Raw genomic sequence first — 13826 nt, 5'->3', positions numbered from 1 at the left:
GGCTTTTTAGAACGGCGCCCGGAAGTTGAAGAAGAAGGTTCCCTCGTTTTGGTTGTTGACAGAATACTCAAACCGGAAAACCATGTCGTAAAAAGTCACCAAGTCCAATCCCATGCCATAGCCAAAAAGATGGGTATTGGTCAGGCGTGCATTGGAGGGGATTTTGTTGCGGTCATTGACAAAGCCATGGTCGAAATTGGTGCTGAGAAACAGCCGAAGCGGGAAATAGGAGAACTCTTCCAAGGGCATGATTTTGCCGATATTGAAACTTAGGTCTAGGATTTTATAGCGGAGGCTGTTTTTTTGTACGATCGCCTGCTGACCTTCTATGACGTTCAATTCGTATCCCCTTACAAAGTAAGGATTGTATCCGATGCCTCTGACTAGGGTGTAGGGCTGCGCTTGCTGGATAAAGCTTGTGGCGGACAAGCCTGTGGCAAAGTGAAACCTATTGCTTAATTTGAAATACTTGGCAGCTGTCAGCGATATCTCCCAATCGTTGATAGCGTCGTTGGGCAGTAGCCCATATTTGAAAATGCTTGCGTTTAGGACTTCCCCTTCTGTGGCATATTGTACATTATCGCGGTCATCATGTCGGTAAGTATATCCAAGAATGGTGTAACCAATTTGGTTGCCGAGTCCTAGGAGGTAGTTTGGGTTTTGGGTAAAAACATCCTCGTTGATCTTCGTCCTGTTGTACCCAATAGTGGCGAAGTGGAAATTGTAGTAGCTTCCGCGGTAGGTGTACCTCAAAAAGGTAGAAAAATTTTGTCTCAAGACTTCTTCGGCCTCGTTTGTGTAGAAGACCTGTTTGTTGTTTTCTGACTTTACCTGCAGGTTTTTTTGGGTAAAGTATGTCAATTGGAAAGCCAGTCCGTGTCGCTGCTTTCTATCGATATAGGGTTTGCTGTATTGAAGTTCAAAGGCTCTGATGAATCCAAATTGGGCCCCAATTCGCAGTTTTTCGTTTCTGCCGCCCACATTGTTATGGATTAGACGTGCTCCGAAATTTACACGGGACAGGTCCTTGTCTTGGTTGGTCCACCATTCGGCAAAGTTCCTGTCGGCGAGGTTGAAGATGATGTTGGGAATTATATACCAGCGTTCGGTCACCGATACCAGGAGCTCAATTTGTTCGGGTTCGGTGAAGAGTGGCGTGATCTCGACGCTGTTAAACAACTGAAGATTATAGATTTTTTTCTGATCGGCTTCTATCAGTTCGATGAGCAGGTCCCAATCGTATTGGATTCCCGTTTGGACGTTTATTTCCCGAAGGATGATACTCTTTCTGGTTTTCTCATTTCCAATTACAAAAATGTTGTTGACCGTGACCTTGGTGGGAACGGTGCTTTGCACACTGTCCGCCTCTGCATCATCGTCTTGGGCAAATAGTTTCCCCGTTTGGGGAAAAACCCAAGCCAGTATAAAAATTACAAGGATATGTCTTCGTAAAATCTGCTTCAAATCCCTCGTTTCTTGAACTTTTACCCTATTGTTTTGGCTTTACGAATAAAACCCATCTGCTTGAAATCGGTCCTACGCCAAATCGCCATCCTACCCGTATTGTTTTACCAATACCTCATTTCGCCGCTGTTTCCCTCAAGCTGCCGCTACACACCCACCTGCTCCCAATATACCAAAGAAGCCATCCTCAAACATGGGGTTTTCAAAGGTGGCTGGTTGGGGATCAAGCGTATTGCAAGTTGCCACCCCTGGGGTGGTCATGGTCACGATCCGGTACCCTGAGGCAGTTCTTTTTTGAATCCCTTTTTCAAGGCCAGAATTATCAGCACCAGACCAACAGCCACCAAGGGGATACTCAGCCATTGGCCCATATTGAGTGACATTCCTTCCTCGAATTCCACTTGGTTTTCCTTCAGGTATTCCCATACGAAGCGCATTCCAAATACCGACACGAGAAACATCCCCAGCAACAATCCATCGGGAAGCCTTGATTTGTATTTGGACCAAAGGCCAAGCAGCACAAGGAAAATCACGAAATAGGAGATCGACTCGTAGATTTGCGTCGGATAGCGTGCCACGCCAAAAGTCCGAATAGTGGCCACATATTGCTCCCCTTCGTCCTTGAGATCAAAATTGAGTGGTGTTTCCGGACTTTCGGACAGGTATTTTTGGGAACTGTTGAACCTTGTCAGGACATACTTTACGTCCGTTTCGATGGCCCGCCTCAGGTCATCTTCTGCGTATCCGCCTTTTTCTATTTTGATTTCAAAATTCACCGGAACGATTCCATTCCCCGTCAATTCCTGTGCCCTGTCTTCGGGCTTGTAGGCATTTACCTCTGCCACGGGGATCTTGAGTGTTTGCAGGATTTCCTCTGTGTCACGTGCATAGACAAAGCCGCTGTCGGAGCCAGTTGGCATACCGCCGATTTCTGAGTTCATCAGGTTCCCGAGGCGAATCAGTGCTCCTGTCATCGCAGTCACGATAACGATTCTGTCTACTACCCACAGGTAGGATTGTGTGGGGACTTTCCGCGCATACAGATAAAGGGCAAACAAGATGGCGATTGCCGCACCGTGGCTTGCCAATCCACCTTCCCAAACCTTGAGGATATCGATCGGGTTGCTGAGGTATTTTTCAGGTTCGTAAAAAAGCACATGCCCCAGCCTTGCACCGATGATGGTTGCCAAAACCATGTAGACAGTGAGTCTGTCGACCAATTTCTCGTCTTGACCCTCTTTTCTGAAAAAATAGAACATAAACTGCTGCGAAATGATAAAGCCCAAAGCAAACAGCAGGCTATACCAGCGCAGTCGTTCAAAACTGGGGATAACCGCCGGGTTGGGGCTCCAAACAATGTAGTCAAGTATCGTCGATAGTATTGTCATGATAGCAAAGGGTGTCTTTTCTTAATAGTTTTCCAGTTCTTCCAACTCCTCCCGGTATCCCGCCGACAGGATCGGGAAGCGGTACCAAGTTTTTGGGTCCACGTTGAATTCATCCAAATGGAAGGAAGGCGCGAGGCGTTCCCGCTTCCATTGGTTGCGCGACCAAAGTTGGAAAAATTTCTTGATGTAGCCTTTAAGTACGGCTGGTTCGATGGAGAGTTCTTCTTTGAGTATGAGAAAAACATCCAATGGTGATCGCCTGTCCCTAATGGCCAAGCGCTCAATTTCCACGATTACGGCGTAGGGCATCAGGTCCGATTCATCCGTCTGTTGGTTTTCCGCAGGGCGCAATTCTGCCGTTGGTTGGAGGCTGTTCACCTTTTTCAATGCGGGGTAGTTGAGATTTTTCTCTGCCCATTGTAGCCATTGCAGGATAAAATGCTTATCCACGGCGGCAATAGGGGAAATGCTGCCGCTCGTGTCTCCGTCCATGGTGGCGTAGCCTACGTCGCCTTCGCTGCGGTTGGATGTGCTGAGGAGGAGACAGTGTTTGATATTTGCCAGCATCCAAATGATCGGTGAACGGGCTCGTGCTTGGATATTCTGAAGTGTAATGTCATCTTCTTTCCAAGTGAGTTTTCGTCCGATGGCATTCTCGATTTTGGTCGTGTAGGACTGGACTTCGTCGTCGATTTTCCAATGGAAAAACTGGGCTCCGATGCTTTCCGAAAGGGTTTTGGCACTTTGGTAGGTTGAAAATCCCGAGTTTTCGGTCGCTTGATAAGCCGTGAAGAATATTTGGCCGATGATTTCCCGGACCGGATCGGTGCTTTTTACCTGCAGGGGAATGCCAAGTTTTTTGACAAAAGCTTCCACACCTAGTTCTTCCACTCCGCGGCGGACCATTTCGGCAACCAAGACCGCAATCGTGGAGGAGTCTGCACCGCCACTGAGGGAAAGCACAAAACCTTTACTTCGGCTTTTTCTCAGGTAGTCAAACAAGCCCAAACTGGCAGCCTTCACAAATTCCAGGTTGAGATTGGAATCCGACTTTAGTTCGGGGGCATTGAGGTTCTGCTGATTCAAGTCGAAAGTCAGCACTTGGAAATCCTCGAAGGATAGAATTGGGTTTTTGAGAAGCAATTTTCCCTGATGGGCGAGGAGAATTTCCCCGTCAAAGATCATCCGGCCGGATTCGTTGCCGAGTAAGTTGACATAGACGTAGGTGGCGTTGAATAATTCGGAGCTCCGTTTGATCAAATCTTCGCGGAGGACTGATTTTCCCATCGCAAAATGGCTTGCACTTGGGTTGAAAATCAGATCAACCTGCCTGTCTCGTAGTCGGAATCCGGGCCTCACATCTCCTCTCCATGCATCTTCACAAATTTCGAAGCCATATTTTATCCCCTCTTTCTCAAAGATCATATCGCCCAGCGGAACCGCTGCACCCATGAATTCCAAGGAGATTACTTTGCCGGCCTCCCAGGGAGTAAACCAACGGAATTCATAATGTACGCCATCGATCGCAAGGAACTGCTTGGCCACGAAGCCTTTGATTTTCTGATCTTCGACAACCGCGACACAATTAAATACTTTGTCTCCTATCCGGACGGGCAATCCGACGGCAACCGTGATGCCTGCGCAATGCGGTACGAGTTTTTCGAGTTGGGCGAGCGCCTTTTTGGGGTACCAATAACTCAAGAACAAATCTTCACTTCCATAACCCGTGAGGGCCAATTCCGGAAAACAAAGCAATTGAACGCTGTTTTCCTTGGCATATTGGATGGAATCAATGATCCTGCCCAGATTGCCAGACCAGTCCAAAGGAGTCTGGTTTACTGTAGCACAGGCGATTTTGATGGATGACATAAAAAGAGGGATACAAACTGAAAACCCGAATTTCAAATATACTGTTCTAAACGGCTATGTTCAGAATTTCGCAGGCGTTTTTGGCAGCTTCCTGTTCAGCTTTCTTTTTGGTTGCGCCTTTGCCTGTGGCCACGGGTTCATTGTTGATGAGCAATTCAACGACAAATTCCTTGAACCGTTGGCTTCCATCGATGGAGACAGTCCTGAAATCAACCGAGCTGTTTTCTTTTTGGGACCATTCGATGACTTTGCTTTTGAAATTTGTGGTCGTATTGATGATGCTATCCAAGTCAAAATGGATGATGATACGCCTGAGGATAAACTTCTTGCAGAACTCGTAACCACGATCCAAGTAAACGGCGCCCACCATCGCTTCGAGGGCATCGCCGTAGATTGACTTGTGTGTTCCCACGTTTTTCCCACGATATTCCTCTTCGATAATTTTGCTGAGGCCCAGTTTGATGGCAATGTGGTTTAATGCCTCGCGGTTTACCATTCTCGAGCGCGTTTCGGTCAAAAAGCCCTCGTCTCGAAATGGGTATTTGATGAACAGAAACTCTGCCACCACAGCTCCGAGCACGGCATCCCCAAGGTATTCGAGGCGTTCGTTCGAGATTTTCATTCCATTGACAGTCTCCTCTGCAGCCGCGGCATGCTTGATGGCCAGCTTGTAGAGGGACAAATTAAAAGGCTTGCTGCCTACCATGTGTTTGATGGAGGCGGCAAGCCTTTTTTCGTATGATGTGTAGAATAAAGATCTAAGCCGGAGTAAGCGCGAGAGTTTCAAGGCTACCCATTTATTTTCTTGAAAATGAGGGACGCATTGTGTCCACCAAATCCAAAGGTATTGCTAAGCGCAGCCCTGATTTCCCTTTTTTGGGCTTTGTTGAATGTCAGGTTAAGCCTGCTGTCAAACTCCTCATCATCCGTAAAATGGTTGATGGTAGGAGGGACGAGGCTATTTTGGATTGCAAGGATGGAGGCTATTGCTTCGATTGCCCCGGCTGCCCCCAATAAGTGCCCTGTCATGGACTTGGTACTGCTGATGTTGATATTGTAGGCATGTTCGCCAAAGACCTTTTGGATGGCTTTCACTTCGCTGATATCTCCCAAGGGGGTTGAAGTTCCATGAACATTGACATAATCAATATCCTCGGGTTTCAATCCTGCGTCTTCCAATGCGGCGATCATAACGTTGCTTGCTCCAAGACCCTCCGGATGTGGCGCCGTCAGGTGGTATGCGTCGGCGGACATGCCGCCACCGACTATTTCGGCGTATATTTTTGCTCCCCTTGCTTTGGCGTGCTCATATTCTTCTATGATCAAAATACCTGCACCCTCGCCAAGTACAAAGCCATCACGCTCTTTATCAAAAGGTCTTGATGCTGTTTGGGGAGAATCATTTCTTTGTGAAAGTGCTTTCAGGGCATTGAACCCACCGACACCTGCTTCGGTGATCGTGGCTTCCGTACCGCCGGAGACAATAATGTCTGCTTTGCCCAGACGGATGTAGTTGAAGGCGTCAATGATTGCGTTGGTCGCCGATGCACAGGCTGATACTGTGACGAAATTTGGTCCCCTGAATCCGTATTTGATGGATACATGACCGGCGCATATGTCGGCGATCATCTTGGGGATAAAAAATGGGTTAAACCTTGGTGTACCGTCGCCTTTTGCAAAATCGGTGACTTCATCCTGAAAGGACTTGAGTCCTCCGATTCCTGATCCAAGGATCACGCCGATACGGTTGAGGTTGCTTTTTTCGAGGTCGATGCCAGCGTCAAGAATTGCTTGATCTGCTGCAATGAGGCCCATTTGTGTAAACAGGTCCATTTTCCTGGCTTCTTTCCGGTCGATGAACTGTTCTACATCCAACCCTTTGACCTCGCAGGCAAATTGGGTCTTGAAAAGTGATGCGTCGAATCTAGTAATAGGCGCGGCGCCGCTGACACCATTTGAAAGCCCTTTCCAGTATTCTTCTACTGTGTTTCCAAGTGGTGTGAGGGCGCCTAGACCTGTTACTACAACTCTTTTTAAATTCATAAATGAATTTTAAAGGGAATATTATTTTACGTTTGCCTCCAGGTAGCTGATAGCTTGGCCTACTGTGCCGATTTGTTCAGCTTGATCGTCTGGAATGGAGATGTTGAATTCTTTTTCGAATTCCATAATGAGCTCAACTGTATCCAGTGAGTCAGCACCAAGGTCATTAGTGAAGCTTGCCTCAGGAGTAACTTCAGATTCTTCAACGCCTAGCTTATCAACGATAATGGCTTTTACTTTTTGTGCTATTTCAGACATTTTTTGAACAGTTAAATTTTAAACACTCCGCAAAGAAATGGATTTATAACCTTATTGCAAAAAATTGGTTGAGCTAAATTTAAGATATTGTCTGCCTCCAATGAAGTACGAATATTATTTTTACTTTTGTTTTTGCAAATTTTTCAACCATGAAGAAAACCAAGTTATTTGTAGAACACCACTACGAATTTGAACTTTTGGGCTTTGTGGCTCCGCTCAAGGATTACAAGATCGCATGGTTGATCAATCAGCTTTTGAAGACGAGGTTAGCGCGCACCGAGGACTACGTTTTGGATTTCAATGATGGTTCGACGCTGTACATTTCCCAATTCAAGGAAGCTAAGGAGCATGGTTTTCTACAGTTGCTAAGAAACAAATCCCATCACGATTCTGCCGCTTCCATGTACTTAATTCCTGAGTTGAAAATGATCGACTATTTTCTGCTGGTACAGGATTTGACCGGCGAATTGGATTTAAATGACTATATTGGCCGATTATCGGAAAGCCCCTTGATCCAAAATGTGGTCAAGCTTGATATCAGTAAAATCAAATCAAAAGAAAACCTTCTAACCTATTAACATCAATATTCCATGAGTATTGCCCTTTACAATAAGACCAAAATCCTCGCGACGATAGGCCCCGCTTCCAATACCAAGGACATGCTGAGCAGCTTGGCCAATGCCGGCGCAAATGTATTCAGACTCAACTTCTCGCACGGCAAGCACGAGGACCATGCCAAAGTGGTCAAATTGATCCGCGAAATCAACAAAGAAAACAACCTTAATATCGGAATCCTACAAGACTTGCAAGGTCCAAAAATCCGTGTCGGTGAAATGGAAAACGGTGGTGTGCAAATCTCTCCCGGACAAAAAATCACCATCACCAACGAAACTGTCGTGGGCAATGCGGAACTTGTAAGCACCGTCTATAAAAACCTTCCTTATGATGTCAAATCCGGGGATAGGATCTTGATCGACGATGGCAATATTGAGTTGGCAGTGAACAATACTGACGGCAAGAATGTACGCTGCGTCGTCATTCATGGAGGTGTCCTAAAATCAAGAAAAGGTATCAACCTTCCGAACACGAAGGTTTCGGCACCTTCCCTGACAGAAAAGGATTTGGAAGATCTGGAGTTTGGCTTAGCGCATGATGTCGATTGGATCGCGCTGTCGTTTGTCAGGACTGCTGATGATATTAAGGAATTGCGTGAGCGGATCACGGAGGCGGGCAAAAATTGCAAAATCGTAGCCAAGATCGAAAAGCCTGAAGCCCTTGCCAATATCGATGCCATCATTGCGGAAACGGACGCAATTATGGTAGCGAGGGGAGATTTGGGTGTGGAAGTACCTGCAGAAACCGTCCCTCTCTGGCAAAAGCAGATCGTGACCAAATGTAAACTGGCATGTAAGCCGGTGATCATTGCGACGCAGATGTTGGAAAGTATGACCACGCATCCGAGGCCTACGCGTGCGGAAACCAACGACGTGGCAACTGCCGTGTTGGACGGTGCAGATGCGGTGATGCTTTCAGCCGAAACCGCTTCGGGCCAGTTTCCCGTCAACGCCGTGAAGGCCATGAGCAGCATCATCAATTACATCGAGAACAACCATGATGTGTTTCACCACCTATACAAAATCGAGGAAAACGATCCGAACTTTTACAGCAAGAACTTGACGTTGATGGCGGCAAGGTTATCCAGAAATGTGAAGGCAAAAGCGCTTGTAGGCATAACCACATCTGGCCAAACAGCTTTGCGGTTGGCTTCATTCAGGCCATTGGCGAACCTATTGGTGTTTACGCGCAACAGCTCGATGCTCACCCAGCTGAGCTTGGTGTGGGGTGTGAGGGCCTATTACTATGAATCGCATACCTCTACTGACGCGACTTTCATGGATATCCAAGACAGACTCAAGGATGAAGGTTATGTCAAAAAGGGTGACATCATCATCAATACGGCAAGTATGCCGCTAAAGGAAAAAGGGAAAACCAACATGCTGAAGATACACGTTGTAGAGTAGGTTGATACTCGCATATTTCTCTAAAAAATAGGCCCCAAGCGGGGCCTATTTTTATTAAGGATCAAACTCACAACAGTCTGCTTGATAGAATATCATTCCTCGGTATCTTCTTCTTCGGCCACAATATCCATCGTAGTCTCAGCCCAGGTTACGATAAGTTGAATTTGCGCGTCGTCCAACTTTGCGGATGGGTGAATCAGTGTGTAAATACCCATGGGCATTTCGCCTTCCTTCACTTCTTCTACGATGTCGTCGAGTTTTGCGAGCTTATCCATCATCGAGTAAGAAGTCCAGGTGGAAAAATTGAGTTCGTCCCTGCCTTCCCGTACGTCTTTGGCTACGAGCCAGGAAGAAGGTGCCACGTAAGAATACCAAGGGTAATGGGTTTCATTGCTGTGGCAGCTGTAGCAGGAGTTCTTCAACAACGCCGCCACATCGTCCTCCACAATGCCGGATTGGATGATATCCCCCGGATTGGAAGTTTCTACGGCAGGCAACTCGTTGGGGATAAATTGGGAAATAACGATGAGGGCCGCGAGTCCGCCCGTGATGTATTGCCAAGCTTTCATTCCTTCGATTTCTTTTTGCCGGCACTCCAGTCCATCAATGTCGCCAATTCTTCGGCCGAGAGCTTGCCTTCAGGCCTATTTTCCAAGAATTTGGCGGGTGGCATTTCGCCTTTGGCTAGGGTTTCGTTGATTTTGCCCATGGTGGCGAGCTGCTTTGACTTTTTTGTAGCTTCAAAGGCGTCCCAATCCAATTTGGCTTTGCCTTTTTCGTTTTTGGACTCGGCATTGTGGCAACCGTAGCATTTCTTTTCGACTACTGCCTTTACATTAGCCGGCATTTCGGGGGCCACAGCTGGATGGATTGTTTCGGTCTCAGGCTTGGACGTGCCTTGTACAAACAAAAGGCCCATCAAGACAATTGCAGGAATTAAAAATAGTTTTTTCATAATGGGGGTTTTATGGTTTCATCTGGAATTTCTTGAAAATTCTGAAGATACGCAAAGTCTATGGCAAAATCTTGCGTCTTTATTTGGTATTTTACTGATTCGGCAAAACTTGGTTATATAAAATACCAACGGTTTGCAGATTGCAAAGCATCAGGATGGCGAAAGATTTTTTTGAGGCAAGATTTTTTCCGTCTCGGCGACATGCCATATGGTAAGGCTTTAGACAAAAGGGTCAATTTTGTAGCTTGCAGGTAAAATCCAATCGTATGTTCGCTCCTTCCGATTCAACGTGGCCGTCAGCAAACCGGGTTCTCTTTCGCTTTTTCTTCATCTACTTTGCATTGTATTTCAATCCGCTAAACTTTTTCACAGCAATCCCCGGATTGTACTGGTTTGCCGAATGGGTCAATCATCCCCTTGACCTTTTGGTGAATTTTATGAATTCGCGATTTTTCCGTATCAAGGACGTGCTTGTTCCGATGGGGGGAAGTGGCGATACGAGTTATGGATGGGCCTTGTTTTACACCCAATTTCTTCTGGCAGCGGTAGGCACTCTGGTGTGGAGTATCCTCGACTGGAGGCGCTCGGCTTATCCCAAGTTGTATTATTTCTTGGGATTTGGTCTGCGATATACGGTGGCGGGAACTGCGTTCAGCTATGGTATTCTGAAGGTCTTTGCGATGCAGATGTACTTTCCGAATCTGAGCCAATTGGCAACGCCTTTGGGGGATTTTTTGCCGATGCGATTTTCTTGGCTCTTCATCGGCTACAGTACGCCCTATCAGGTGTTTTCCGGGATTGCCGAGGTCTTGGTTGCCTTGCTCTTGATTTGGAGAAACACGGCCTTGTTGGGGTCAATGCTCTCGGTTGGCGTGTTTGCCAATGTGTTTATGCTCAATATGAGCTATGACATTCCGGTGAAGATTTATTCCTTTCATCTGCTCCTCGCGAGCACTTATTTGGTGTGGCAGGAACGTGAGAGGTTGATCGGGTTTTTTCTGAGGAATTCTCCGACGCTTCCCTCGGCGGTCTACACGCCAATCAGCCGATCAAAATGGTTCAATGTTTCACGCTGGGTACTTAAAATATTTTTCATTATCACATCCTTTGGGATGGTGACATACAATTATTATCAGTATCGTCTTCAATACCATGCTGACCTTACCAAGGAATTGCCGCCCGTGGACCCAGGCATGTACCATGTGGAGGTGTTTGTGAAAAATGGGGATACCATTCCCGAAAGTCTTGCGGACACCCTTCGCTGGAGGGATGTTATTTTTGACTACAATGGGGCTGGAAGCTTTTCGGCCAATGATTCCACATTCAGGATGCGGTATGGCCGCGCTTATTTTGACTATCGTCCCGACAGTGCAGGTGAAATTTTGGAATGGAGAAAAGCCAGTTGGGATTCGCTCCCTCGGGTGGTTTTCGATCTGAAAATTCCCAATACGGGAGAGATCCGACTGCATGGCGTCAAGGATTCGGACACGCTTTCAATCGTATTGAAAAAACTTCCCCGGCATTTCGCATTGACCGAGAGGCAGTTTCATTGGCTGAGCGAGTCAAATCGCTGAAAGCCTTTTCGAAAGTTCATCGAAAAAAGCGGATAAAAAAAACCGATCCTTCAATTAGAAAGATCGGTTTAGATTTCTGATCGGATTTAAAACTATCGGATCCTATTCCTTGATACCAAGGATGTCAAATACGAAAGCATATTCTTTTGCCAATTCCTTGAGGCTCTCAAAGCGACCACTTGCACCTCCGTGGCCTGCGTCCATGTTGGTGTAGAGAAACAGGCGGTTGTTGTCGGTCTTCATGGTCCTCAACTTTGCGACCCATTTGGCTGGTTCCCAATATTGGACCTGGGAATCATGCAATCCCGTGGTGGCTAGGATGTTTGGATAGGCTTTGGCTTCCACATTGTCATAGGGAGAGTAGGAAAGCATGTATTCATATTGTTCCTGAATATTGGGATTGCCCCATTCGAGCCACTCGAATGTGGTCAAGGGGATGGATTCGTCCATCATCGTCGTGATCACATCGACAAAGGCCACTTGGGCTATCACACCGCGGTACACTTCCGGGGCCATATTCGTCACGGCACCAATCAACAACCCACCCGCACTTCCGCCAGAGGCGAAGAGTTTGTCTTTGGCTACGTAGCCGTTGTCTTGGAGCCATTTGGAGCAATCGATGAAGTCGAAAAAGGTATTTTTCTTGTTCATCATTTTCCCGTCCTCATACCAGGCTCCACCCATTTCCTGGCCACCTCTTACGTGGGCTATCGCATAGACAAATCCCCGGTCCAAAAGGCTCAGGCGTGAGCTGGAGAAATAGGGATCCATGGATGCCCCATACGACCCATAGGCGTAAATCCAGCCTGGCGCTGTGCCGTCCTTTTTGAAAGCATCCTTCCTGTACACGATGGACATCGGGATTTTCTTCCCATCTCGCGCTGTGACCATGATTCTCTCGGTTTCGTAGTTGGCCTTGTTGAAGTTGCCCAGTACAGGTTGTTCTTTCATCAGGGTTTTTTCCCGGGTCTCCATGTCATAGTCAAAGGTTGAATTTGGAGTCGTCATGGAGGTGTAGGAATACCGCAATGTTTTGGTTTCAAATTCGGGATTGTAGCCCAGACCCGCTGTGTATGCTGGTTCATCAAACTCCATGTTGTGTTCGGAATTGTCTGCCCTCTTGATGATGCGGATTTGTGACAGGCCTTCTTTTTTCTCTTCTATCGCCAGAAAATCCTTGAAATAATCTACACCTTCCAGGAATACCGCTTCGCGGTGGGGAATAACATCTTTCCAATTTGGACTTCCCGGATTGGAAATAGGGGCCTGTGCAAGACGGTAGTTGACCGCGTTCAGGTTGGTGTATATGTAGAATTGATCTCCGCCGGCATGGTCGACACTATATTGGACATTGTCTTGGATCGGCGCGATGAGTATCGGCTTTCCAGGATTGTCTGCATCCAGAAATTGGGCATAGGATGCGTCCGTCCTTCCTGAACCGATGATGATGTATTTCTTGGATTTGGTTTTGCCAACCCCGCAAGACAGCGTCTGGTCTTTTTCCTCAAAGATTATCTCGTCCTTGGAGGCCTCGCTGCCGAGGAAATGTCTTTTCACCTGGAAGTTTCTCAGCGTAACTGGATCCGGAATGGAATAGTAGAACGACTTGTTGTCGTTTGTCCAGACTGCGCTGCTTCGGATATTTTCTATTTTGTCAGGAAGCATTTGTCCCGTCCTCAGGTCTTTGATCATGACCGTGTAGAAGTTCCTCCCGACGGTATCCATGATGATCGCTGCGAGGTTGTGGTCGGGGCTGACGGAGGTGAAGAAATTCAAGAAAGACTTTCCCTTTCCAAGCTCATTTCCATCCATGATGACCTCTTCGGGAGCCTCCAAAGAACCTTTTTTTCGCGCGTAGATGGGGTATTCTCCCCCTTCGACATAGCGGGTGTAATAGTAATAGTCGTCCAATTTGAAGGGAACCGAGCTGTCGTCCTCCTTGATGCGTGCACGCATTTCTAGGAAAAGACTTTCCTGAAATCCCTTGGTATGCGCCATCATGGTGTCCATGTACTTGTTTTCAGCTTCGAGGTATGCGATGACTTCCGGATTTTCTCGGTCGTTGAGCCAATAGTAATTGTCGACGCGGACATGGCCATGCTTGGCTGTAATCTCAAAGGGTTTAACTGCGGCTACGGGTGCAGCAACGTCCGGGAGTGAAAATTCGGGTTTGTTTGGGGAACATGCGATACTCATTCCTAGCAGGATTATTTGGATGGATTTTCTCATCGTTTGTGGAGAATAGGGGGCAAAT

At 47.0% G+C, this 13826-nt stretch carries 13 protein-coding genes; 4 read left to right on the top strand and 9 right to left on the bottom strand.

The features are described from left to right. Positions 1 to 6: 6 nt before the first annotated feature. Positions 7 to 1464: a POTRA domain-containing protein gene (locus C943_RS15260; RefSeq protein ID WP_008629512.1), complete on the bottom strand. Its 1458-nt coding sequence runs from the start codon at positions 1462 to 1464 to the stop codon at positions 7 to 9. Between the two features lie 60 nt (positions 1465 to 1524). Between C943_RS15260 and yidD the strand changes: the two genes are divergently transcribed. Continuing rightward, positions 1525 to 1746 (top strand): membrane protein insertion efficiency factor YidD, encoded by a 222-nt coding sequence (yidD, locus tag C943_RS15255; protein WP_008629510.1) that lies wholly within the window; start codon positions 1525 to 1527, stop codon positions 1744 to 1746. Here the strand turns inward: yidD and C943_RS15250 are convergent. The 5 genes from C943_RS15250 to C943_RS15230 all read right to left on the bottom strand — a co-directional run bounded on the left by C943_RS15250 (position 1728) and on the right by C943_RS15230 (position 7022). Continuing rightward, entirely contained in the window at positions 1728 to 2852 is a 1125-nt protein-coding gene (locus C943_RS15250; protein ID WP_008629507.1) for a prolipoprotein diacylglyceryl transferase, read from the bottom strand. The two genes, yidD and C943_RS15250, sit on opposite strands and share 19 nt — an antisense overlap. Before the next feature lie 21 nt (positions 2853 to 2873). Next, a complete protein-coding gene (gene nadE / locus C943_RS15245) occupies positions 2874 to 4721 on the bottom strand; it encodes an NAD(+) synthase (protein WP_008629505.1) in 1848 nt (615 codons plus the stop codon). Between the two features lie 46 nt (positions 4722 to 4767). Next, the gene (rnc, locus tag C943_RS15240; RefSeq protein WP_008629504.1) at positions 4768 to 5427 is read right to left on the bottom strand and encodes a ribonuclease III; all 660 of its coding nucleotides are present in this window, start codon (positions 5425 to 5427) and stop codon (positions 4768 to 4770) included. Positions 5428 to 5510: 83 nt separating this feature from the next. Then, on the bottom strand, positions 5511 to 6764 hold the full coding sequence (fabF, locus tag C943_RS15235; protein WP_008629502.1) for a beta-ketoacyl-ACP synthase II: 1254 nt from the start codon (positions 6762 to 6764) through the stop codon (positions 5511 to 5513). Positions 6765 to 6785: 21 nt separating this feature from the next. Next, a complete protein-coding gene (locus C943_RS15230; RefSeq protein ID WP_008629501.1) occupies positions 6786 to 7022 on the bottom strand; it encodes an acyl carrier protein in 237 nt (78 codons plus the stop codon). A gap of 149 nt (positions 7023 to 7171) precedes the next feature. On the opposite strand from C943_RS15230, the gene C943_RS15225 reads away from it, so the two are divergent. Both C943_RS15225 and pyk read left to right on the top strand, forming a co-directional pair. Next, positions 7172 to 7600, top strand: a complete 429-nt coding sequence (locus C943_RS15225; protein ID WP_008629500.1) for an IPExxxVDY family protein — start codon at positions 7172 to 7174, stop codon at positions 7598 to 7600. A gap of 12 nt (positions 7601 to 7612) precedes the next feature. After that, on the top strand, positions 7613 to 9043 hold the full coding sequence (gene pyk / locus C943_RS15220; protein ID WP_008629498.1) for a pyruvate kinase: 1431 nt from the start codon (positions 7613 to 7615) through the stop codon (positions 9041 to 9043). A gap of 92 nt (positions 9044 to 9135) precedes the next feature. Here pyk and C943_RS15215 read toward each other — a convergent pair whose 3' ends face one another. Both C943_RS15215 and C943_RS15210 read right to left on the bottom strand, forming a co-directional pair. Continuing rightward, positions 9136 to 9612, bottom strand: a complete 477-nt coding sequence (locus tag C943_RS15215; protein WP_008629495.1) for a heme-binding domain-containing protein — start codon at positions 9610 to 9612, stop codon at positions 9136 to 9138. After that, positions 9609 to 9998, bottom strand: coding sequence for a heme-binding domain-containing protein (locus C943_RS15210; RefSeq protein WP_040480863.1), 390 nt, complete (start codon positions 9996 to 9998; stop codon positions 9609 to 9611). Before C943_RS15210 ends, C943_RS15215 begins: the two co-directional genes overlap by 4 nt. A gap of 266 nt (positions 9999 to 10264) precedes the next feature. Between C943_RS15210 and C943_RS15200 the strand changes: the two genes are divergently transcribed. Then, the gene (locus C943_RS15200) at positions 10265 to 11572 is read left to right on the top strand and encodes a hypothetical protein (RefSeq protein WP_040480860.1); all 1308 of its coding nucleotides are present in this window, start codon (positions 10265 to 10267) and stop codon (positions 11570 to 11572) included. 102 nt (positions 11573 to 11674) lie between these two features. Here the strand turns inward: C943_RS15200 and C943_RS15195 are convergent, their stop codons facing one another. Beyond that, positions 11675 to 13801, bottom strand: a complete 2127-nt coding sequence (locus C943_RS15195) for a S9 family peptidase (protein WP_040480858.1) — start codon at positions 13799 to 13801, stop codon at positions 11675 to 11677. Positions 13802 to 13826 lie beyond the last annotated feature (25 nt).

Origin of the sequence: Mariniradius saccharolyticus AK6 (genome assembly GCF_000330725.2) — a bacterium.
Taxonomy (GTDB): Bacteria; Bacteroidota; Bacteroidia; order Cytophagales; family Cyclobacteriaceae; genus Mariniradius; species Mariniradius saccharolyticus.
The sequence above is the reverse complement of the archived record's forward strand: the minus strand, read 5'-3'. Positions and strand labels throughout refer to the sequence as shown.

What these genes read in the sequence shown, in the direction of transcription:
- C943_RS15250 (WP_008629507.1), bottom strand. Translation starts at nt 2,852, where the DNA reads ATGACAATACTATCGACGATACTTGACTACATTGTTTGGAGCCCCAAC.
- nadE (WP_008629505.1), bottom strand. Translation starts at nt 4,721, where the DNA reads ATGTCATCCATCAAAATCGCCTGTGCTACAGTAAACCAGACTCCTTTG.
- rnc (WP_008629504.1), bottom strand. Translation starts at nt 5,427, where the DNA reads ATGGTAGGCAGCAAGCCTTTTAATTTGTCCCTCTACAAGCTGGCCATC.
- fabF (WP_008629502.1), bottom strand. Translation starts at nt 6,764, where the DNA reads ATGAATTTAAAAAGAGTTGTAGTAACAGGTCTAGGCGCCCTCACACCA.
- C943_RS15230 (WP_008629501.1), bottom strand. Translation starts at nt 7,022, where the DNA reads ATGTCTGAAATAGCACAAAAAGTAAAAGCCATTATCGTTGATAAGCTA.
- C943_RS15225 (WP_008629500.1), top strand. Translation starts at nt 7,172, where the DNA reads ATGAAGAAAACCAAGTTATTTGTAGAACACCACTACGAATTTGAACTT.
- pyk (WP_008629498.1), top strand. Translation starts at nt 7,613, where the DNA reads ATGAGTATTGCCCTTTACAATAAGACCAAAATCCTCGCGACGATAGGC.
- C943_RS15215 (WP_008629495.1), bottom strand. Translation starts at nt 9,612, where the DNA reads ATGAAAGCTTGGCAATACATCACGGGCGGACTCGCGGCCCTCATCGTT.
- C943_RS15210 (WP_040480863.1), bottom strand. Translation starts at nt 9,998, where the DNA reads ATGAAAAAACTATTTTTAATTCCTGCAATTGTCTTGATGGGCCTTTTG.
- C943_RS15200 (WP_040480860.1), top strand. Translation starts at nt 10,265, where the DNA reads ATGTTCGCTCCTTCCGATTCAACGTGGCCGTCAGCAAACCGGGTTCTC.
- C943_RS15195 (WP_040480858.1), bottom strand. Translation starts at nt 13,801, where the DNA reads ATGAGAAAATCCATCCAAATAATCCTGCTAGGAATGAGTATCGCATGT.